The organism is Streptomyces sp. NPDC127197 (assembly GCF_042672405.1).
Lineage (GTDB): Bacteria > Actinomycetota > Actinomycetes > Streptomycetales > Streptomycetaceae > Streptomyces > Streptomyces flavusporus.
In genome coordinates this window covers 1-19,394 of the sequence record NZ_JBHXVG010000024.1, presented here as the reverse complement: position 1 = coordinate 19,394, position 19,394 = coordinate 1, and the positions used below count along the sequence as shown (strand labels likewise).

Below are 19,394 nucleotides of genomic sequence, written 5' to 3'. Positions count from 1 at the left end.
CAATCACCGGCCGGTTTCCACCGCCACCGCATCGGCGGCGTCAGCGGTAGGCGATACGGCGCCGCACGGACCTCACCGGCACCATGAGGGCGAGGAATGCGCGCCGGACGGAGTCGTCCGTACGACGACCCAGGCAGCGGAGCAACCACCTGCCGACGCAGGCATTCCGGCGCTCGCTGGCTCCTTGGCGGTTCTCGGGGTGCGGCCCGTGTCTCGTCAGCCGTACCAGCGGCGAAGGACACGCACGGGCCGGATAGCACTCGCCCGCACCTCCCGGTGGCGCATCTAGACCTCCCGCCCGCAGCCGCATGCACCCACCGGCTGCCGCGCGACGGCTCCACAGGCCGGGACCGACTGTCCGCCATGGAGCCGTGGCGCGAGATGAGCACGCCCCAGGCATTCATCGAGCGAGAGCGAAAGAGATGCAGTCACTGACGAAAACCGCCGGCACGCCCGACCGGTCCGCCCTGTCGGGCCTGGTGGGGAACACGCCGCTGCTGCGGGTGTCCGCGCCGCTGACACCCGCGGACCGCGGCTTCTGGGCGAAGCTGGAGGGCTTCAACCCCGGCGGGATCAAGGACCGGCCCGGCCTGCACATGGTGGAGCGGGCCCGCGCCCGCGGCGACCTGCGCCCCGGCGCCCGGATCATCGAGTCCACCAGCGGCACCCTGGGCCTGGGCCTGGCCCTGGCCGGAATGGTCTACGGCCACCCGGTCACCCTGGTCACCGACCCGGGTCTGGAGATGTCCATGACCCGGCTGCTGACCGCCTACGGAGCCCAGGTCAACGTGGTCTCCGAACCGCACCCCACCGGAGGCTGGCAGCAGGCTCGCCGCGAACGCGTGCAGCAGCTGATGGCGCAGCACCCGGGCTCGTGGTGCCCGGACCAGTACAACAACCCGGACAACACCACCGCCTACACCCCTCTCGCCCTGGAACTGGCGACCGAACTGGGCCACATCGACGTCCTGGTGTGCAGCGTGGGCACCGGAGGGCACTCCGCCGGTGTCTCCCGGGTACTGAAGCAGCTGTATCCCGAGCTGAACGTGGTCGGGGTCGACACCATCGGCTCCACGATCTTCGGCCAACCGGCCCGGCAGCGGCTGATGCGGGGCCTGGGCTCGAGCATCTACCCCCGGAACGTCGCCTACCAGAACTTCTCCGAGGCCCACTGGGTCGCGCCGCAGGAGGCTGTGTGGACCTGCCGGCAGCTGGCCGCCTCGCACTACGCCACCGGCGGATGGAGCGTGGGTGCGGCTGCCCTGGTCGCCGGATGGCTGGCCCGCACCATGCCCGCGGACACCCGGATCGCGGCGATCTTCCCCGACGGCCCGCAACGCTACCTCGGGACGGTGTTCGACGACGACTACTGCGCCGCCCACGGCCTGCTCGACTCCCCGCCCGCGCCCGAGCCGGACGTGATCGGGCGCGTGGACGAGAAGGAGGTCACCCGCTGGACCCGGTGCACCACTGTGGTCGACCCGCTCACGCTGACCGATTCGTCGGAGGACGTCGAGCCGCTCGGCATGGCCGATGAGGCGGAGCGAGCCGGCGAGGATGCCAGGCTCGGGCAGTGCGGCGCGGCGGAGGAGAGCCGGTGAAGGGCACCCTCGCACAGGTACGCACGTACGAACGCAGCGTTCAGCTGTTGATGGTGAACCAGTTCACCATCAACCTCGGCTTCTACATGCTGATGCCCTACCTGGCCGCCCACCTGTCCGGCACTCTCGGACTGGCCGGCTGGGTCGTCGGACTCGTCCTCGGCGTACGGAACTTCAGCCAGCAGGGCATGTTCCTCGTCGGCGGGACGCTGGCCGACAGGTTGGGCTACAAGCCGATGATTGTGGCCGGGTGCGTGCTGCGCACGGTCGGCTTCGCCACGCTCGGCCTGGTCGACTCGCTGGCGGCGCTGATCGCCGCTTCCGCGGCCACCGGTCTCGCCGGAGCGCTGTTCAACCCGGCAGTACGGGCCTATCTCGCCGCCGACGCGGGGGAGCGCAGGGTCGAGGCGTTCGCGCTGTTCAACGTCTTCTACCAGGCCGGCATCCTGCTGGGCCCGCTGGTAGGGATGGTGCTGACCGGCGTGGACTTCCGCATCACCTGCCTGGTGGCCGCCGGGATCTTCGCGCTCCTCAGCATCGTGCAGATCCGCGCCCTGCCCGCCCGGCGGGCCGAGGACAACCAGAAGAAGACGGAGGACCAAGGCCGGGAGAGCGTGCTCGTCCAGTGGCGCGGCATCCTCGCCAACCGGCCGTTCCGCCTCTTCTCCGGCGCCATGATCGGCTCGTACATCCTCTCTTTCCAGGTCTACCTCTCCCTCCCGCTGGAGGTCCGCCGACTCGGTGGGGACGGTGCGTTCGGCACGGCGGCGGTCGCGGTGCTTTTCGCGGTCTCCGGTCTGAGCACGATCGTCGGGCAGACACGGGTGACCGCCTGGTGCAAGGCCCGCTACGAGCCCGGCCAGGCACTGACCTGGGGACTGGCAGTCATGGGGCTCGCGTTCGTGCCCCTGCTGATGGCCACCGCCGCGCCCGTCCCGGACTCCGGTGTGGGCCTGTGGCTGCTTGCGGCGGTGCCGCCGACGCTCGCCGCGCTGCTGCTGGCGATCGGCACGATGATCGCCTACCCCTTCGAGATGGACACCATCGTCCGGCTCTCCGGTGACCGTCTCGTGGCCACGCACTACGGGCTGTACAACACGATCTGCGGCATCGGCATCACCCTCGGCAACCTGCTCACCGGCGCCGCCCTCGACGCGGCCCGCGCGGCGGGCATGCCCGCGCTGCCGTGGATCTCACTGTCCGTGCTCGGCCTCGCCTGCGCGGCCGCGCTGTACGGCCTGCACCGCACTGGCCGTCTGACAACCCCCACGCCCCGGCCGCAGCTCGTCGCGGGCTGACCCCGCCACGGGTTCTCGGAAGCAGGGGCGGGCGCCGTCCGGCGCCCGCCCCTGCGGGACAGCGTGTTCCGCTCCGTCCGGCCAAGCCGGCGGCGCCCGCGGACCGGCGAAGCGGCCCGCCTCTGGCCTTGGGCGTCGGCGTCGACCGGCCCCCGCTGGTCGATCGCCGCGTCACTGCCTCCCCGTTCCTGGGCCCGGCACAACACTTGAGGCATACCCCTAGGGGGTATATGGTTTCTGTTGTGGGGCTTGGGAACGGGCCACACTGGACGGGATTGGGGATGAAGGTCATGGACCACAGCGCTCATCACACCGACACGGCGCACGAGCACGCCGCCCACGAGGCCCATCACGCTCCCGCCGACCATGCGGCGCACCACGGCGAGCACGCTGGGGCGTCCTGGGGGACGGCGGCGAAGGCGACGCTGCACTGCCTGACCGGCTGCGCCATCGGCGAGATCCTCGGCATGGTCATCGGCACCGCCCTGCTGTGGGGCAACGTGCCCACCATGGTCCTGGCGATCACGCTCGCGTTCCTGTTCGGCTACTCGTTCACGCTGTTCGCGGTACTCCGGGCCGGCCTGAACCTCCGGAGCGCGATCAAGGTCGCGCTGGCCGCCGACACCGTCTCGATCGCGGTGATGGAGTTCGTCGACAACGCCATCATCGCCCTCACCCCGGGCGCGATGGACGCCCACCTGTCCGACGGGCTGTTCTGGTCGGCCCTGCTGGGCGGGTTCGCGGTCGCCTTCGTGATCACCACCCCGGTCAACAAGTGGATGATCGGCCGCGGCAAGGGCCACGCCGTCGTCCACGCCTACCACTGACCTGGCCGAACCGAAACGCATCTGGGGCGTTCCCTGATCAAGGGCGCCCCAGATGCGTTTGTCCCGCCTCCCGGTGGCTATTCGGGAAGCGCAGCGTCGCAGGCCGAAGGGGCGAGGCCGCCCGGCCCGCCGGCCTGCGGCAGCGAGAGGAGGCGATCTGTGATGGCCACCGTCAAGGACATGCTCGCCACGTACCCGGCCGACCTCGGCGACGTCGATCGCGAGAAGCTCACCCGCTGCATCGAGGAATGCATCGCCTGCGCCCAGGCGTGTACGGCATGCGCGGACGCCTGCCTGTCCGAGGGCATGGTCGGCGAGCTCACCAAGTGCATCCGCACCGACATGGACTGCGCCGACATCTGCAACGCCACGGCGTCGGTCCTGTCCCGCCACACCGGCTACGACGCCAACATCACCCGCGCGATCCTCACGGCGTGCGCCACCGCGTGCAAAGCCTGCGCCGACGAATGCTCCGCACACGCCGACCAGCACGAGCACTGCCGCCTGTGCGCCGAAGCCTGCCGCTCGTGCGAGCAGGCGTGCAACGACCTTCTCCAGGCGCTCGGCTGAACCCGGTTGCCGGACCCATGGGCCCCTGCCTGGCTTCCTTCGCATTCAGCAGCAGCGTTTGTCTGGTGGCTGACAGGGACGTGGTTTGACCATGACCTCTCGGTCATGGGGTGGCCGATCGGCTGCCATATCCTCCTGGCCATGGCGAACGGGCATCGGTCACTGGGTGATGCTTTCTGGGCTCTGGATCGGGCCCTGGGCAGGCAGCGGAGTCCGACTCGGATCCAGAAGTGGGTGGCTCGGCACCCGATCGGCACCGGCCTCTCCGTAGCCGTTGCCGTCACGCTCTTCTGCTTGCTGCTGTCGCGTGAGGAGGAACCCGACGACCCCGTGTTCGCTGTGCTCTTCGGGCTGGTCATGGGGCTGGTTTTCGGCCTCACGGCCGTCTCGGAGCGGCTCCGTCAGCGCCGCCTCAGGCATCTGGGGACCTGGGACGGATCGTGAGCAGGGGCGGGGGCCGGCGCGGTGGCTTCTGCCCGCTGGCAGCCGGCGAGGGTTCACCGCGGCCGGGTCGATGTTCGGGTTGGCGTCGAAGCCGAAGGTCTGCAAAGCCTTCTTCCCTGAGGAAGCCGGCTGCTTTGGTCCGCCGTTCGGAGCGGCGGCGGGCTCGGTCGTCGCACTCGGCCATCGGCAGCTCGGTGGGGAAGCCGCGGTAGGTCATCTGATCCTCGTCGCCCCGGTCGGGGCGATCTCGGTGAAGTCGTTGCGGATCGACGGCAGCCGCAGCGTGCGGCAGGCGGCGTCGATGGCGGCGTTGGCGGCCTGCTCGGCCAAACCCCGCTGGCGGGGCAGGCGCACGGTGCTGCTGTCCCACGGTGATCACCGCCGCTGGTGCAACGGCGTCGGAGCAACTGGCCACAGGGGCGTCACCGACGGCAGCGGTCACGCTTCCCTGCCCCCTCGCCCGGGCTGGCCGGCTGCCAGGGTGGCGCGCTTCCTAGCCCGGATCGATGGCGCGCAGCCGTCCGATCACCGTCTCCAGTCCGCCCCGGAACGCGTCGAGCTCCGCGTCCGGCATGTCGCCGAACAGCTTCACGGCCAGCTCGTCACGGCCGCCCCGCAGGCCCGCTGTGAGCGAGCGTCCCTTCTCGGTGAGGGAGACCAGCGTCGCTCGCCGGTCCGTGGGATGCGCGTCACGCGCGACCAGACCGTCTGCCGCCAGGGCGTCCAGCAAGCCGGTCACATTGCGTGGCGTGACGCCAAGCCGGTTGGCCAGCGCGCGCTGGGTCGTCGGGCCGCCGTGGAACAACGCCCACAGCAGTCCTGCACGGGCCGTGGTCAGGCCCTGTTCGGCGACACCGCGCTGCATCATCGCGCCCAGCACCTCGGCCAGCTCGAAAAGCCGGTCCAGCGAGAGACTGGCGGCAGCCTGCTCCTCCGGCATATCGTGAAGTGGATTCACTATGTAGGACCTCCGTCATTATCGTAGCCGTTCGCAGCCCGCGCACCGTCCAGAGGAAACCGGTGACCCGCCATGGCTCAACAGACCGTCCGCCACCCCGTGTTCGCCCGCTTCTACACCAAGATCGCAGCTCCCGCACTGGCGAAGGCCGGCATCACCGAACACCGCGAGCGCCTCCTGGCCCCGTTGTCCGGCCAGGTCATCGAGATCGGCGCGGGCAACGGGCTGAACTTCCCCCACTACCCGCCCGAGGTGAAACACCTGCTCGCGGTCGAACCCGAACCGCGACTGCGCGCCCTCGCCGAAGAACGGGCCCGTACCGCCACGACCGAGATCGAGGTCGTGGACGGCCGTGCCGAACAACTGCCCGCCCCCGACGCCTCGTTCGACGCGGCGGTGGTCTGCCTGACCCTGTGCTCGGTCGCCGACCAGGCAGCCGCCCTGGCCGAGATCCACCGCGTCCTCCGTCCGGGTGGGCAACTGCGCTTCTTCGAGCACGTACAGGCCGACTCAGCGGCCATGCGCCGCGTGCAGCGCCTCGCGGACACCACCGTCTGGCCCCTGCTGTGCGGCGGCTGCCACACCGGCCGCGATACCCAGAGGGCCATCACCAACGGCGGGTTCACGATCACCGAGGTGACGAAGTTCGCCTTCCCCGAGACACCCGTCCCCTCCCCGGCCGCCACTCACATCCTCGGCACCGCCGAGCGCCCCCACACGGCAGGCGCGGCATGACCGGTCCGGCAGAACCGAACCCTCCCGTCCCGCTCGCTGAACTCACCGCGGCCCACGCCTCCGTCACCCTGCTGGAACGCCTGGCCGACAAGCTCGGCGGCCGCGCCTCGGTGAGCGCCGTCTACGGCGAACCGATCACTCGCGACGGCATCACGGTCATTCCCATCGCCCGGGTCGGCTTCGGCTTCGGCGGCGGCGCCGGGCGGGAGACCGGCACCGCCAAGACCGGCGAGGGCGGGGGAGGCGGAGGCGGCGCGGAGGCCCGGCCCCTCGGTTTCATCGAGATCCGGGACGGCACCGCGACGTACAAGCCGATCCGCGATCCCTGGGTGGACGTCGCCCTCCCCCTCGTGGCACTGCTGGCCGGAACAGGCGTCCCGAAGATCGCTCGTGCCCTGTACCGGATGAGGCGCCGCCACGGCCGGTGAGCCCTGGGGATCAGTCGGCAGAGTGCGGCAGTCGCTCCCCCTGCATGGAGGTTTCCTTTCCATCGCCGAGCGGGGTGTTGCCAGATCGCCGGTGCGGATCGCGTCCATGGCGGCGACGGCCAGCGGGTCCTGGGAGCCGAGGCACTGCATGCGCCGGCCTTCTGGGGTTCAGGGGGCCGGCGGTTCTGCCAGCAGGGAACCGAAGACGGCTCTCCCGAGGGCCTCGGCGGCGTCTTGGCCCACTGCCTTCCCGCTGAAGTCCGGGTGCTGCTCGCCCCAGGTCTGGGCGCTGCCCGGACCGGTGAAGAAGTTCAGTGCCCCGCAGGCGACATCGGCGGCGGGACCGGTGCACGAGCGACGTTGTCCGATGTAGACCACGGTGGTGGACGGTTCCCACGTCATCTTCCCGCCGGTGAAGGTGACGGTGACGGGCTCGCCGGTGACGGGGTCGGTGGAGGTGATCACCGCGTCGGTGCCGAGCATGTGCGGTATGCCCAGCGCGTCCACTGCGCACATCGACCACACCTCGACGCCGCCGGGAAGGCGGACGCGGTGGGCGGTCGGTACGGCGGAGAAGGGATAGGCGGCCCGGATGTGTCCGTCGGCGTCCAGGGTGAGGAAGTCCTCGGCCGCCAGTTCGGTCAGCACGTCCGTGACGGTACGGCCGTGCCTGATGGCTGCCGGTTCCAACTTCTTCGCGGCCGGGGCGCGGCCTGTGGCGGCGAAGTGGCGGAGCACCGCCTGCTGTACGGCGCGCAGCCCGCCCCCAACGGGTGCCAGGCGCCCTCCCCCGGCGCGACCCGCCGCGCCGGCGGGCGGACAGTCGCAGTCCGTGGTGGCCTGGACGAGGTCCAGCGCACGGCGCAGGTCGTCGACACTGGGCGCTCCCTCGGCCCTGCCGTCCGGGCCACGGTAGAGGCGGCACGACACGGAGGCCGGCGCCCCCGGGACACCGAACGGGTCCACCCCGTCGATAAGGACGGTGGGGGAGCCGGTCATACCCACCTGGGTGGCCTGCTCGTGGCTGCTGACCTCGACGGCCTCGACCTCGGCGGCGCGGCCGCCCAATGCCAGGGTGATCCGTTCCATGGCCACCGGGGCGTTGGGGCAGTCGGGCACGGTCAGCACGGTGATGTGCATGGCGTCGTCCTCCCGGTCCTCCCAGATCAGGGCTTGTGCGGCCGTGCCCTTGCCGAAATCCTCGTCCGGGCAGGTCATGCGGCATGTTCGTACTCGTGGAGAATGCCGCCAAGGCGATCGCGGCTTCGTACCTCGAGGCAGGCAATCTGGTCCGGATCGGCGATCGGCGGGGGCAACAGGTGCCGCTGATTCCAGATCAAGGTCCGATCCAGCAGCTCGCGCCTACAGGTCTGCACCCACCTTTCCATGACCGAGTTCATCCTCGGCATCCGGACGCCGCTGAGCATGACCTCGATCCCCGCGTCCGCCAGGACGGTATCGAACAGGGCAGGGAACTTCCCGTCCCGGTCCCGGAGCAGGAACCGCGCCCGGCAGCCGGCGTCCTCGAGATCCATGACCACGTTCTTGGCGGCCTGCGCCACCCACGAGGCAGTCGGGTGCGCGGTCGCGCCCAGGATCCGGATCCGTCGGCTGGTGTGCTCGATCACCGTGAGCACATACAGCCGTGCTCCGGACAAGGCGACCGTCTCCAGGAAGTCGCAGGCCAGCAGGGCGTCGGCCTGGGAGCGCAGGAAGTCGGCCCACGTGCTGGAGGTCCGCTCGGGCGCCGGGTCGATCCCGGCCTCCTTCAAGATCTCCCAGACCGTGGGGGCGGCGACCTTCACGCCCAGAACGAGCAGTTCGCCGTGCACCCTCCGATAGCCCACGTGGGATTTTCCCGTGCCAGGCGCAGCACCAGGGCCCGGACGGAGTGGACGGTCCGCGGTCTGCCCGGGCGCTTGGGCCGGGAGACGGCCGCGTGGCGGCGCGCGACCAGGTCGCGATGCCAGCGCAACAGCGTGTCCGGACGCACCAGCAGGCGCAGCCTGCGCAGCACGTCCATCGGGAGGAGGTGGAGCAGGGCTGCCAGGAAGACCTGGTCACTCGGGGTGAACCGCACCCTGTCCTTACCGAGTTGGCGCTCCAGCACCGTGAGTTGGTGACGCAGGGCCAGGATTTCTGCGTCCTTCTCTCGATTGCTCATTGGCAGCAGGCGCAGCAGGGCGAACGCGTTCGACACGGTCAGATAGGCGAGTCGCAGCAGCATGGTCGATCATCATGGTGCGGTGATCGACAGCCGCGCGAGGGCGTCGGCTCTGAGTGACCGCCGTCGAGGTCCCGTACACCCCGCACATCGGCTCCCACCAGGCCGGATGGGTTTTCGGCAAGGGCAGGGCAAGAGGCCACGGCGTCCGCTGGAGGCCACCGTCAGAGTTCTCCGTACAACCGCAGGCCGGACGACCGGTGAGGATCAGTCTTCTGCGGTCTCCGTGATCCGAACGGGGACGCCGTGCTCGTTCCGTGCGTATACGCGGTCGCGGTTCTTGGTGATTTTGCGCTGGACTTCGGTCTGGAGATCGAGCCCGTTCATCTCGGCGATGGCGGCGAGGTACAGGAAGACGTCGGCCAGTTCTTCGCCGAAGTCGGGATGGTGCTTGCGCCAGGCGGTGAACGCCTCTCCGATCTCGGCCGTGAGCAGGCCGAACTCCAGGGGCACGTCGGTGGTGTTGAAGCCCTTGTCGAGCTTGTTGTCCCAGGCCAGTTTCTGGGCGGAGCGGATGTCCACGGTTCCTCCGGCGCGTGTGGGTCGGCCGGTGCCGGAGCTTACTGAGAACGCCCTGGGTCCGCTGGGGCTTTGGGTCTTGTCATCCGCTCGGGGGAGGTGCGTCGTCGGTCGTGTTGAAGGTGAGGACGGGAACGGACTCCGCGAGGGTCGTGAAGACCGCCTGGTAGGCGGCCAGGAGAGCGTTGATCTCCGCCAGGGGCGGCGCTTGGGTGTCGCGGTTCAGTAAACGGGTCTGGATCACTTCGGCCGATGCCGTCAGGTGGAGGAAGGCGCCGTCCCGGTTGATGACAGACTTCGCCAGAGTTCTGGCTTCGGTCCAGGTGATGCGCGAGCCGCCGCGGTAGAGGGGCCCGTAGGCGAGTTCGCTGAGGAAGCTGCGGTCGAGGACGAGGTGGCCGGGGCGGGCGAGCAGCTCTTGGTAGCGCTGCGGGAGGCCGACCGAGTCCGGGGTGCGCGGGCAGTGGACCACGGTGAAGCCGTACTCCCGGGCCAGGTGGGTGGCGAGCGTGCTCTTGCCGGCTCCGTCGCAGCCCTCGATGACGACCGTGCGGTGGGTGGCCGCGATCTCATCCGTGTTCATGACGCCAGCCACCGGGCGAGGGAGTGTGCGTCACAGACCCGCGTTCCGACGGCGTACTGGATCATCAGGTTGCGCCAGTTGGGCTCGCGGCCGTGGGCGTGGGTGATCACGGCCGTGGGGAGATGGGCGGCGATCCGACGGCGCAGTGCTGCGGCGGCGCCGATGAGCACGGCCCCTCCCGGGGGCGTCTCGGGGCCGGACACGTCCGCGACGAGGACTTCGGCGCGCAGGGCGGTCGTCCAGTCGGCGTGCGCTGCGGTGAAGGGATCCGGTGCTTGGTGGCGGATCGCGATGGTGACGGATCGGTGGGCTGCGTGGAGGGTGTCGAGCAGCGCTTCCGGGCACCGGATGTGTGGGCTCGGTTCGAGGAACACTGTTCCCGCTTCCGCTCGGGCAGGAGCTGGGGCGGGACAGTTGTTGGCGGCGAGTTCGAGGATGGCTTCCACGCTCATGGCTGCGGCTGTTTCGATCTGAGCCTGGTTGCGAGCCGCGAAGGCCGTGAAACGGTCGGGCGAGTCTGCGAGTTGCGGTGCCCCGAGCCGGTCGACGCGGGTGACACGGTGGGCGATCGTCTCGATCAGAGGATCAGGGAAAGCCCAGTGGGGGCTGTGCTCGTCGGCGGAGTAGGTCTGGAAGTCGGTGGTCACCACGACCACGGGCACGTTGAGTGCTGCGGCGTATCCGATCTCCATGCAGACCCCGTCGTCGAGGCTGGGGCCGTGGAGGACGGCGATCATTCCGGTGAGGGTTTGGAGGCGTTCGCGGTCCAGTTCGAAGAGTCGGTGGCCTTTGACCGGGGCGACGAGGTCTTCCTCATCTGTGTCGCAGAAGGGGAGGAAGACGGATTCGGGTCCTGCCTTCTTGGCCAGTTGGCGGGCGATCAATGCGCCCAAGGCGCGGTCGTGGGCTGCGAAGAGGCGATGCGCTATGTAGTACACCGGTGCCAACTCCCTTCGGATGGGGATCAGTTGCGGTGCAAGGTGAGCGGTGGGGCGGTAGTGTGGCGGCTGGCCGCCGCGACCGCTGCGTCGAGGGCCTCGGTCACGCTGTCGCCACACAGGAGCCGGGCCAGATATGTTCCGGCGAGCGTGTCGCCTGCGCCGGCGACTTCGACGGGAGCCGTGGCGGGCGGTGCCGCTTCAGCGAGGAGCCGGCCGTGCCTTAGGAGACGTACGGGGCGGGGGCCGTCGGTGACGGCCACGCCTGGCAGTACATGCGTGTCGAGCGCGGAGTCCAGCAGCGGATACTCCTCGGCATTGGCGAAGATCCACGAAGCGCGGGGCAGCCATGGAGCTGCCTTCGCGATGAGCTCAGTCGCGCTGGACAGGAAGAAGTCGACGCTGAAGGCGATGTCGAGGTCGGTCAGCGCCTTCAAGACGGCCGGTACGTTCAGGGGGCGGCGGCAGCAGACGTGGTAGAAGTCGCCTCGCTGCGGGGAGATCAGGTTGAGGGCGTGATCAGTAAGCTGACTGGCGGCGCCGTAGCACGCGTTGAGATCGATGAGCCGCCCGTCCCTGTCGTAGTGCATGACGAACGAGGCGGACGGTCCCGCCGTAATCAAGAGTGCGGTCCAGTCGACGGCTGAGAGTGCTGGGTGATGGGGGAGGTCGGCGAGGTCCTGGCCCACCACGGAGACGGGAGCGGTGCGGGCTCCGGCGCGGGTTGCTGCCAGTGCCACGTGTAGGGCGGCGCCGCCGAGCTGGGTGTCGCCGCGGTGGTCCGGGTAGCGGGTCTGGTCGCGCGAGATGTTGCCGATGACGGATAACCGCTGCATGTCCCCCCTAAAGCGGTGGTGATCAACGGCGGACGTGGGTGCAGTCGATGACGTTCCGACAGAGTGGGCGTCGGGTGCACAGGTGTGGCGACGGGCCGTTGAGGTAGAGGCGCTTGAAGTAGATCAGCACGAGGTGCACCCACCAGGTGGGCGCGGTCGCGGCGGGGATGGTGACGTGGTGGTCGTGCTGGGCGGCGAGGTCACGGAACGCCTCGGGGCGTGCGCGGACGGCGGCTTCGAGGAGGTGGCGCAGGTCCTCGTGAGCGATGGCGCCGGACGGCAGGGTGATGCCCAGGGCGGGGGCGAGACGGGTGACCATGCCGGAGTCGACGGGGATGATGCCGCAGTGGTAGCTGCGGGCGTACAGCAGAGCGCACTGGGCGACCTTGTAGGAGGCACCGTGGACCTGCTCCGCGAACGCGGTGATCAGGTCGTCCGTGTCCACCCCTTCGGCGGTAGGGTCGAGGTCCTCCTTGTCCCAGCGGCGCAGGAGGTCTGTGAGGGATCTGAGGTAGTCGACCCGGGCGGTCGGTAGGCCGATCGGGGCGACGAGCGCCGCGAGTTCGGCGTCGGTGGCGGCGGTCAGGGCGTCGAATCCGAGCTTCTCCGCGGTGGCGACCACGGCGGCGTAGGTGTCGATCATCCGGTACGAGACCCGGGTGGACCAGCCGGCGACGAGCATCCGCAGGCGGGTGTCGGTGATCGAGGTGGGCCACCAGCGGTTGTCGTCGTGGTTGGCCTCGACCTCGCGCCGCACGTCCGGCAGGGCCGCGGCCCGGGCGACGAGTCTGTGGATCCGGTCGGCTTCGCTGGTCACAACGGTGCTCCGATCGCCAGGCGGGCGGCGAACAGGGCCATGGCGAGGTTGGAGGAGATCACCGGCCTGCCTACCGCCTGCTGAATGTCACGTAGGACGGACAGGGTGTGCCAGCCGGTGCACGACAGCACCACGGCGTCGGCCGTGCGCAACGCGTCGGCTGGGATCTGCCGGATCAGCGTACGGACGTCCTCGCCCGCGACGCCGGGATATCCGTCGGCCAGTCCCAGACTCGCGTGGGCGACCACTTCGAGACCGTGGGAGGTCAGGGCTGCTGCCTCGGCTGCCGTGACCTCGGTGGGGTACGGCGTGCCGAGGGCGACGCGTGAGATGTCCAGCGCATGGAGCACGCCGGTGAGGGCGTCGAACGCGGTCATGACGCCGTCGGGCAGCGCAGGACCGCCGGTGAACCCGGCGGACGTACAGGCCAGGACCGTGCCGTCGAGCGGCAGATGAGCCAGCGACTCCACCGCGTCGGTGGCCGCTTCGCGCAGGCCGTGCCAGAACGAGGCATCCACCGCAGTCGCACGGGACGCCGGGACCAGGCGGGCGTAGTGGAACACCGTATGGGCCAGGCCCAAGCGGGGCAGCTCCGTCTCCACCGCCTGGTTCGCCCACGGCAGCAGCACGCCGATGCGGGTGGTGCCCTGGGCCCGCCCGTCCCAGGAGGCGAGCAGGCCCAGAGCGTCCTCAGACCGCCGTGACAAAGCGCCTCCCGAAGATCATCCGTGGCGCGTGCCCGGTCACCGTCAGGTCTCCGGCGGTCCCGACCGCGGCGACGGTGTTCTCCTCGACGATCTGGATGGAGTACGAACCCAGGCGCCGCCACCAGGTGCCGTTGCGGCCCACGAAGTACGCGTGCAGCCCAGGGACGCGCAGCCCGGTCGGGCAGACACGCTCCTTCATCGGCCGGTCCCAGCCGTGGTCGATGTCCTCCTTCCAGAAGGCGAAGTGTTCCGCCGACGGCAAGGGCTCGTGCGGTGTCTGCTCGGCGAGCGGGGTGCCGGGGAAGGCGCGCGCCTGACGAAGGTTGGTGCGGTGGCACAGTAGCCCGGCGTCCAGGATCCGGCCGAGCCAGGTCAGATTCGCGATGTGGGTGGCGTGGGTCTCCCCGGGCAGTCCGTAGATCAGGTTCAGCCCCGGCAGGAGCTTCGGCAGCCCACCCGGACCACGCTCGGCACCCGCTTCGTTGACGTGCTCCACCGCCCGCAGCAGCACCTCCGGGGTGCAGGTGAGGTGGTTGCGCTCGATGACCACGGGGTCGAAGGACTCGATGCCCATCGGCGCACAGTTGCCCTCGGTGCAGTACTCCGCCACCAGGGCCGCGATACGGCGACCGACGGGCGCGGCCACCGCGAGCGGGTCCGCGTTGTCGATGTGCAGCACCTCCAGCTCCGGACAGTGCTCGCGAATGCCGGCCAGCAGCCTGCGGATCGCTTCCTCGTCCCGGCGCATGTAGGAGAAGAAGCAGGTCTGCTGGCCCAGCCGGAAATTGCGGACGCCCGCCGCATACAACTGCGCAGCCTCCTCCAGCACGTCCTCGACCTCGCGGAAGGCGACCAGCGGGGCCTTGGCGGGCTCGTTGCAGAAGTCGCAGAACGCCCGCCGCGTGCAGCCCCGGTACAGCTCCAGCTCCGCGATCGGGCGCCAGGCCATCTGCTCCACCAGGCCGGTGAAGGAATCGCGGTCCTGGCGTAGTTGTTCGTACGCCGCTGCCGTCCGACTGCCCAACACCAGGTCGCGCGAGGTGACGGTGTGGGTGTGCACGGCGTCGAACAACCCCGCGTACTCCGCCGGTGCGTCCACCGCGTAGGTCGCCAGCGGGCCCAGCAGATACCGGCGCCCGCGCACGCAGGCCAGCGCACGGGCGATCTCCTCCAGGCTGCCGTTGACCGCGTGCAGGTGCACCGACGGAACCTTGTCGCTGGCCACCACGACGACCTCTTCGGCGTCGCGTAACAGGCGGATCGCGTCCTCACGGTTCACCGTCGCCGAGTACGTCAGCGGATCGCTGACCGGCGGCTCGACGGCGGGCTTGCCGCCGGCCAGGCACCAGCGCACGTCGTCGATCGTCAGATACCGCACAGGCGCCTCCGGCCGTGCCCGCCGTAGCGCCGACCAAGCGGCCCGTACGTACGTCGACAGGTAGGGCGGTACGCCCAGTCCGCTGGGCTCCACGGTGTAGCAGTCCAGTACCACAGAGTGCTGTGTCATTCTGTTGTCCCTTCGTAGAGGGCGAGAGGGCACTTACGGATTTCGTGAACTATGGGCAGTCAGCGCGGTATTGGCGGATGATGCCCGAATTTCTGGTGCTGTCAGGAGCTCAGATCGGCCAATCGCGTAGCCTTCGGTCTCTCGAACGAGGCGGTGTCCGGCGGCAGTCGGCGGGCGTGAACCCGGTCCAGGCGGAGGGATTGTCGGGGAGCCGTCCTCCGCCCGGACCGGCGGTCATGGGGGAGGGAGAGGCGGGAGCCGCTGGTACCGCTCCTGGCGAGCAGAGCAGGCAGCCTTGTCCTGGCAGGAGACCATTCCGAACCAGACACCGTCGTCGTCCTCGCACCGCGCGATGTCGAGGTCGTCCAGCCGACTCGCGATGTCGCACAGGTGGCACCGCGCCAGGGCTGCGTCCGGGCGGGCTCGCGGCCCAGCGGCGCGACGGCTCCCAGGCGCGTCCACGTGCACGGGTCGACGGTGCGCAGAAAGCAGGCCGCGTCATCGACACAGACCCGGCGTACGGCAGTACGTTCCAACCCTTTGCCGTCGCGCCACGTGTAGGGCTCGGAGAGGACCGTCGACGACGGCACGAGACAGCCACACAAGGCGCATCTCAGGAGCACAGACACGTCATCCACCTTGGACACCATCTCTCCGGTGGTACGATCCGGGCCCATCGAGCTGAATACGCTGTTCGTGAGCGGTGAAGTACGGACGTACCGGCGACAGTGTGTGGCCGTCCACCGGGCGCGTCGCCTCCCGCACGTGGATCGGTAACGGGCGGTCCACATACGGGGCTGGCGCTGGGAGCACGCGACGCGAGGCCGGACGGCGATGTAGGGCGCGGCGGGGCGTGATCCTGCGCCTTGCGATCCGCCAGGCGCGGCAGAGCGCGGGTCCCAGCCAGATGGCAAGACAACCGACGAGATCGCACATCGCGTCATCAGCTCCTCATCGGCGGTTGCAGCCGGTCGGCGACCTGGGTCTTTCCGAGCAGGAGTCGCCCCTGGCGCACCCGCTGGGTGATGTACGCATCGACGACTTCAAGGGGCGATCGGGCAGGGAGCGGATCGAGGCCGACCATGACGGTGACCGTGCCGCCGTTGCACACGAAGCGCGCCCACTCGCCCCCGATCAGTACATGCAGGAGGTAGTCGCAGCCGTCGAGGCTGAGCAGCACGTCCGCATCCCGGTACATGAAGAGGCGGGCCCCGATGTCGGGGAGCGGCTCGGTGGGCTCGGCGAGGGTCAGGGCCTGGGCGAGGCCGCGCATGCGTGCCTCGATCATCTCGGGCGAGTCGCCAGGCTGGCGTCCGGGCGGGTGCGCTAACAGTAGGAAGGCGACGTGGCCGGCTCGCGTCAGGTCGATCCAGAACCAGGCGGCCACCGAGGCGATGAGTCCGGCAGTGGGAGTGACGGCTGAGGGCGGAGCCGGATCCGAGGTCTGGGTCAGCACGGCCTCACCCCCGTCGGTAACTCCTGCTGCGTCTCGATCTTGAACTCGGTCCACACCGCCTTGCCGCGCGGAACGCACGGCACCACCCCCCATCCGTCCGCCAACGCATCGACGAGCAACAGGCCACGTCCTGCCGTGTCGTCCGGGTCCGGTGACTTCATGCTCGGTCTCCCCTCTGCCGGGTCCCCGACCTCGATGCGCAGGCAGTTGTCGGCGAAGGAGACCTGGACGTCGAAGTGCTCTCCGCCCGCGCCCCCGTGCACAATCGCGTTCGTCGCGAGCTCGGACAGGCAGTACAGGGCGTCATCGAAACGGTCGGTGATGTTCCAATCGCCGAGCACCTGGCGTAAGAAGGAACGGGCTTCGGGCACTGCCGCATCGGCTCGGGGGAACCGGCGCGTCACCGGTCTTGACATCTGTAACTCCCTTGCCTTCACGGTTGGTTCGCTCAACCAGGCAACAGCCGCGCCACGCCCGGGGGTACCGTCGAAGGGGGTGGCAAAGGGTGGCACATGAACTACACACCGCAGTGAAGGGGTAAGGGCCCGACATGACGTCACCGAACACCGAACTCGCGCGGTGGCTTGAGCGGTCCGGCATGAGCAACAAGGAATTGGCCCGGCGCGTCAAAGCCGCAGCTAAGACATGGGGTCAGCCTCATATCCAGCCGGACGGCACGACCGTACGACGCTGGCTCGCCGGGCACGAACCGCGCCAGCCGGTGCCGGAAATCATCGCCGACGTGATCTCCGCCAGCCTCGGATTCCGGGTCACCACATACGACCTGGGCTTCGTCGAAGGCGGCAGCGCGGACCGCTCCCTCGTCTACAACGCCGACTTCGCCGTTACGGTGGAAGCCGTTGCCGACCTGGGGAGGGCCGACGTGGATCGTCGCAAGTTCCTGGCAGCGGCGCCCTTCGCCGCCGTCGCAGCCATCGGGCCGTCGCGCGACTGGCTGCTCAGCACGCTCGACCAGCACCCCGACCCCGGACCGCGGGTGTGCCTGGAAGACGTCACCGCGGTGAAGAACATGTTCGGCGAGTTCCAGAAGATGGACATCTTCCAGGGCGGCGGCTCCGGACGGCTGATCCTGGCGGAGTACATGAACCAGCACGTCTATCCGCTGCTGCGCCGTACACACTCCGACGAGGTTCGTCGTGCGCTCTGCGAGGCCGCGGCCGAACAGACTTACCTGCTCGGGTGGATGGCGTACGACAACGGCGAACACGGCACCGCACAGCGCTACTTGATCCAGTCGCTGCGCCTCGCCGAGGAGTCACGAAACCCCGCACTCGGGGCACACGTCCTCGCAGGCATGGCCGATCAGGCGACGCTTCTCGGCAACCCGGCCGAGGGACGACGGCTCGCCCAGGTCGGCCGGGCCGGCCTGGGCAAGCGCACCTCGCCCGCGTGCCTCGCCGATCTGTGGGCGCTGGAGGCCCGTGCGCTGGCGAAGCTCGGTGACAAGACGCAGGCAGCGCGTGCCGTTGCCCAGTCGGAGACGGCATACAGCCGGGTACATCAGGAAGAAGAGCAGGAGTGGGCAGCATTCATCGACCCGGCCTACCTGCACGGCGAGCACGCCAACACCTTCCGGGACCTGGACGACGCCGATACCGCCGAGCAGCACGCCCGCTTGTCCATCGACCACGCTCGCCAGCAGCGCCGTGCCCGCCGCGGCGCGATGTCTCAGGCCGCGCTCGCCGTCTCGCACCTGCAGCGACGAGACCTCGAAGCAGCACATGCCGCCGGACTGCGGACCTTGAGGTTGACCCAGCAGGTGAAGAGCTCCCGGTGCATCGAGGCCGTGCAGGATTTGCAGCGTCGAATGGAACCGTTCGGCACGCATCGGCTCGTCGCCGACTTCAACGAGCGCGCGCGAGAGCTGGTCGCTGCGGCGTAGCAAGCGCGCTTCACGTGACAGGTCTCCGGTGTCCGACACTCGGTCGGGGACCGGAGCACCTTGTGCGCCTCGCCCATGCGGGCAGCATTTACTTAGGTCCGCCGACCAGCTCCCGCGTTTCGGTCACCGCAACTGCCAACAACAGTTGGTCAGCTGTTCGCCACGACCGTGGTGATCGACGCGACGATGAGAAGGGCTCCGAGTGGGAGCCCCTCAGCCTGGGACTTGCGTGAGAGACGGAGGATGACCACGCCGAACGCGTCGAGCAGCCAGGCCAACAGGATGCCGGTGAAGACGGCGGTCCAGCTGAACCACCCGAGGGCCAGGCCGATGAGTCCGGAGAGCTTCACGTCTCCGCCGCCGAGATGTCCCGTTGCGAAGGCGTACAGGGCGGTGAAGGCCACCAAAGTGACCATCATCGAGGCCGCGCTTCGCAGCAGTGGCGTGGTGCTGTGCGAGGTGGCCGCGTCAACGGAGAAGAGGGCGAGGAGCACGGGATAGGCGGGGATGATCAGAGCGTTCGGTAGACGTCGTACGGTCAAGTCGCTGACGGCCAGGGAGACCCCGACGGCAGTGAACCAGCTGTAGGCGAGGAGCTGAGTCCAGCCGTCGATCCGGCAGGCCAGCGCTGCGGAGAGTGCGGCTGTGACGACCTCGGGGAGGGGGTGCGGTGCCAGGTGCCGGCCGGGCACGGGTGATGGGACGAGGCGGCGGGCCGCGCCATGCATGAGGCGGCCGATGGCCCCGCCCGCAACGGTCCATGAGGCGATCTCCTGAAGCTCCATGCCAACCCTGAATCGGATATATCGCATCAACCTGGCAAGTGGCGCGCGGAAAGGGTGAAGAGTGGTCACCCGATGTTCCCGGCTGCTATGCGCAGCTGCCTGCCGGGGAGATTGACGCTACCCGTATGCATACGGGGCAAATAGCAATGCTGGCCTCGCTCTTAGACGTCGTCTCATTTGGCGAGTCGGCGATAGCAGATCAATGTGCAGGCGATGCTGGTGAAGGCGAGGAAGTGGTCGGCCTTGCGCTCGTAGCGG

At 69.3% G+C, this 19,394-nt stretch carries 20 protein-coding genes and 2 pseudogenes; 8 read left to right on the top strand and 14 right to left on the bottom strand.

The window, feature by feature from the left end; translation table 11 throughout:
• Positions 1-422: 422 nt before the first annotated feature.
• The 5 genes from ACFVJQ_RS30590 to ACFVJQ_RS30570 all read left to right on the top strand — a co-directional run bounded on the left by ACFVJQ_RS30590 (position 423) and on the right by ACFVJQ_RS30570 (position 4,740).
• Complete coding sequence (locus ACFVJQ_RS30590; protein ID WP_385516368.1) at positions 423-1,601, top strand: PLP-dependent cysteine synthase family protein; 1,179 nt, start codon at positions 423-425, stop codon at positions 1,599-1,601.
• Positions 1,598-2,899 (top strand): MDR family MFS transporter, encoded by a 1,302-nt coding sequence (locus tag ACFVJQ_RS30585; RefSeq protein ID WP_385516367.1) that lies wholly within the window; start codon positions 1,598-1,600, stop codon positions 2,897-2,899. The genes ACFVJQ_RS30590 and ACFVJQ_RS30585 overlap by 4 nt, the downstream gene beginning before the upstream one ends.
• Positions 2,900-3,180: 281 nt before the next feature.
• Complete coding sequence (locus ACFVJQ_RS30580) at positions 3,181-3,726, top strand: DUF4396 domain-containing protein (RefSeq protein WP_385788747.1); 546 nt, start codon at positions 3,181-3,183, stop codon at positions 3,724-3,726.
• A gap of 162 nt (positions 3,727-3,888) precedes the next feature.
• The gene (locus tag ACFVJQ_RS30575; protein ID WP_385516365.1) at positions 3,889-4,296 is read left to right on the top strand and encodes a four-helix bundle copper-binding protein; all 408 of its coding nucleotides are present in this window, start codon (positions 3,889-3,891) and stop codon (positions 4,294-4,296) included.
• Between the two features lie 234 nt (positions 4,297-4,530).
• Positions 4,531-4,740, top strand: coding sequence for a hypothetical protein (locus ACFVJQ_RS30570; protein WP_385788877.1), 210 nt, complete (start codon positions 4,531-4,533; stop codon positions 4,738-4,740).
• Positions 4,741-4,754: 14 nt separating this feature from the next.
• On the opposite strand, the pseudogene ACFVJQ_RS30565 reads toward ACFVJQ_RS30570, so the two are convergent.
• Positions 4,755-5,094, bottom strand: a pseudogene (locus ACFVJQ_RS30565) (ATP-binding protein); the annotation flags it as partial.
• A 139-nt stretch (positions 5,095-5,233) separates the two neighbouring features.
• Positions 5,234-5,680: a MarR family winged helix-turn-helix transcriptional regulator gene (locus ACFVJQ_RS30560; protein ID WP_385516364.1), complete on the bottom strand. Its 447-nt coding sequence runs from the start codon at positions 5,678-5,680 to the stop codon at positions 5,234-5,236.
• Between the two features lie 90 nt (positions 5,681-5,770).
• Here ACFVJQ_RS30560 and ACFVJQ_RS30555 point away from each other — a divergent pair, with 90 nt between their 5' ends.
• Complete coding sequence (locus ACFVJQ_RS30555) at positions 5,771-6,433, top strand: class I SAM-dependent methyltransferase (protein ID WP_385516363.1); 663 nt, start codon at positions 5,771-5,773, stop codon at positions 6,431-6,433.
• Positions 6,430-6,861: a spore germination protein GerW family protein gene (locus ACFVJQ_RS30550; protein WP_385516362.1), complete on the top strand. Its 432-nt coding sequence runs from the start codon at positions 6,430-6,432 to the stop codon at positions 6,859-6,861. The genes ACFVJQ_RS30555 and ACFVJQ_RS30550 overlap by 4 nt, the downstream gene beginning before the upstream one ends.
• A 168-nt stretch (positions 6,862-7,029) precedes the next feature.
• On the opposite strand, the gene ACFVJQ_RS30545 is transcribed toward ACFVJQ_RS30550, so the two are convergent.
• The 11 genes and pseudogenes from ACFVJQ_RS30545 to ACFVJQ_RS30495 form a co-directional block, all read right to left on the bottom strand.
• The gene (locus ACFVJQ_RS30545) at positions 7,030-8,079 is read right to left on the bottom strand and encodes an alkylmercury lyase family protein (RefSeq protein WP_385788744.1); all 1,050 of its coding nucleotides are present in this window, start codon (positions 8,077-8,079) and stop codon (positions 7,030-7,032) included.
• Positions 8,076-9,088: pseudogene (locus ACFVJQ_RS30540) on the bottom strand (integrase). The gene ACFVJQ_RS30545 and the pseudogene ACFVJQ_RS30540 overlap by 4 nt, the downstream one beginning before the upstream one ends.
• A gap of 204 nt (positions 9,089-9,292) precedes the next feature.
• Positions 9,293-9,607, bottom strand: a complete 315-nt coding sequence (locus ACFVJQ_RS30535) for a hypothetical protein (protein ID WP_385788742.1) — start codon at positions 9,605-9,607, stop codon at positions 9,293-9,295.
• A 79-nt stretch (positions 9,608-9,686) separates the two neighbouring features.
• Positions 9,687-10,187 carry a hypothetical protein gene (locus ACFVJQ_RS30530; RefSeq protein WP_385788740.1) on the bottom strand — a complete coding sequence of 167 codons (501 nt, stop codon included), beginning with the start codon at positions 10,185-10,187 and terminating at the stop codon, positions 9,687-9,689.
• The gene (locus ACFVJQ_RS30525) at positions 10,184-11,125 is read right to left on the bottom strand and encodes a nucleoside 2-deoxyribosyltransferase (protein ID WP_385788738.1); all 942 of its coding nucleotides are present in this window, start codon (positions 11,123-11,125) and stop codon (positions 10,184-10,186) included. The genes ACFVJQ_RS30530 and ACFVJQ_RS30525 overlap by 4 nt, the downstream gene beginning before the upstream one ends.
• A gap of 26 nt (positions 11,126-11,151) precedes the next feature.
• A complete protein-coding gene (locus ACFVJQ_RS30520; RefSeq protein WP_385788736.1) occupies positions 11,152-11,961 on the bottom strand; it encodes a PfkB family carbohydrate kinase in 810 nt (269 codons plus the stop codon).
• A 22-nt stretch (positions 11,962-11,983) separates the two neighbouring features.
• Positions 11,984-12,778 carry a hypothetical protein gene (locus ACFVJQ_RS30515; protein ID WP_385516357.1) on the bottom strand — a complete coding sequence of 265 codons (795 nt, stop codon included), beginning with the start codon at positions 12,776-12,778 and terminating at the stop codon, positions 11,984-11,986.
• Positions 12,775-13,485 (bottom strand): hypothetical protein, encoded by a 711-nt coding sequence (locus tag ACFVJQ_RS30510; RefSeq protein ID WP_385788734.1) that lies wholly within the window; start codon positions 13,483-13,485, stop codon positions 12,775-12,777. The genes ACFVJQ_RS30515 and ACFVJQ_RS30510 overlap by 4 nt, the downstream gene beginning before the upstream one ends.
• A complete protein-coding gene (locus tag ACFVJQ_RS30505) occupies positions 13,469-14,992 on the bottom strand; it encodes a radical SAM protein (protein ID WP_385788732.1) in 1,524 nt (507 codons plus the stop codon). The genes ACFVJQ_RS30510 and ACFVJQ_RS30505 overlap by 17 nt, the downstream gene beginning before the upstream one ends.
• A 943-nt stretch (positions 14,993-15,935) precedes the next feature.
• A complete protein-coding gene (locus ACFVJQ_RS30500) occupies positions 15,936-16,448 on the bottom strand; it encodes a hypothetical protein (RefSeq protein ID WP_385516354.1) in 513 nt (170 codons plus the stop codon).
• Positions 16,442-16,900, bottom strand: coding sequence for an ATP-binding protein (locus ACFVJQ_RS30495; protein WP_385788730.1), 459 nt, complete (start codon positions 16,898-16,900; stop codon positions 16,442-16,444). Before ACFVJQ_RS30495 ends, ACFVJQ_RS30500 begins: the two co-directional genes overlap by 7 nt.
• A gap of 98 nt (positions 16,901-16,998) precedes the next feature.
• On the opposite strand from ACFVJQ_RS30495, the gene ACFVJQ_RS30490 reads away from it, so the two are divergent.
• A complete protein-coding gene (locus ACFVJQ_RS30490) occupies positions 16,999-18,351 on the top strand; it encodes a transcriptional regulator (RefSeq protein WP_385516352.1) in 1,353 nt (450 codons plus the stop codon).
• Between the two features lie 149 nt (positions 18,352-18,500).
• Here ACFVJQ_RS30490 and ACFVJQ_RS30485 read toward each other — a convergent pair whose 3' ends face one another.
• Complete coding sequence (locus ACFVJQ_RS30485; RefSeq protein ID WP_385788729.1) at positions 18,501-19,136, bottom strand: prepilin peptidase; 636 nt, start codon at positions 19,134-19,136, stop codon at positions 18,501-18,503.
• Between the last annotated feature and the right edge of the window lie 258 nt (positions 19,137-19,394).

Excerpts from the sequence above, each read along its gene's own strand:
- ACFVJQ_RS30590 (WP_385516368.1), top strand. The coding sequence starts at position 423 with ATGCAGTCACTGACGAAAACCGCCGGCACGCCCGACCGGTCCGCCCTG.
- ACFVJQ_RS30580 (WP_385788747.1), top strand. The coding sequence starts at position 3,181 with ATGAAGGTCATGGACCACAGCGCTCATCACACCGACACGGCGCACGAG.
- ACFVJQ_RS30575 (WP_385516365.1), top strand. The coding sequence starts at position 3,889 with ATGGCCACCGTCAAGGACATGCTCGCCACGTACCCGGCCGACCTCGGC.
- ACFVJQ_RS30560 (WP_385516364.1), bottom strand. The coding sequence starts at position 5,680 with ATGCCGGAGGAGCAGGCTGCCGCCAGTCTCTCGCTGGACCGGCTTTTC.
- ACFVJQ_RS30555 (WP_385516363.1), top strand. The coding sequence starts at position 5,771 with ATGGCTCAACAGACCGTCCGCCACCCCGTGTTCGCCCGCTTCTACACC.
- ACFVJQ_RS30550 (WP_385516362.1), top strand. The coding sequence starts at position 6,430 with ATGACCGGTCCGGCAGAACCGAACCCTCCCGTCCCGCTCGCTGAACTC.
- ACFVJQ_RS30545 (WP_385788744.1), bottom strand. The coding sequence starts at position 8,079 with ATGACCTGCCCGGACGAGGATTTCGGCAAGGGCACGGCCGCACAAGCC.
- ACFVJQ_RS30530 (WP_385788740.1), bottom strand. The coding sequence starts at position 10,187 with ATGAACACGGATGAGATCGCGGCCACCCACCGCACGGTCGTCATCGAG.
- ACFVJQ_RS30520 (WP_385788736.1), bottom strand. The coding sequence starts at position 11,961 with ATGCAGCGGTTATCCGTCATCGGCAACATCTCGCGCGACCAGACCCGC.
- ACFVJQ_RS30505 (WP_385788732.1), bottom strand. The coding sequence starts at position 14,992 with ATGACACAGCACTCTGTGGTACTGGACTGCTACACCGTGGAGCCCAGC.
- ACFVJQ_RS30490 (WP_385516352.1), top strand. The coding sequence starts at position 16,999 with ATGACGTCACCGAACACCGAACTCGCGCGGTGGCTTGAGCGGTCCGGC.
- ACFVJQ_RS30485 (WP_385788729.1), bottom strand. The coding sequence starts at position 19,136 with ATGGAGCTTCAGGAGATCGCCTCATGGACCGTTGCGGGCGGGGCCATC.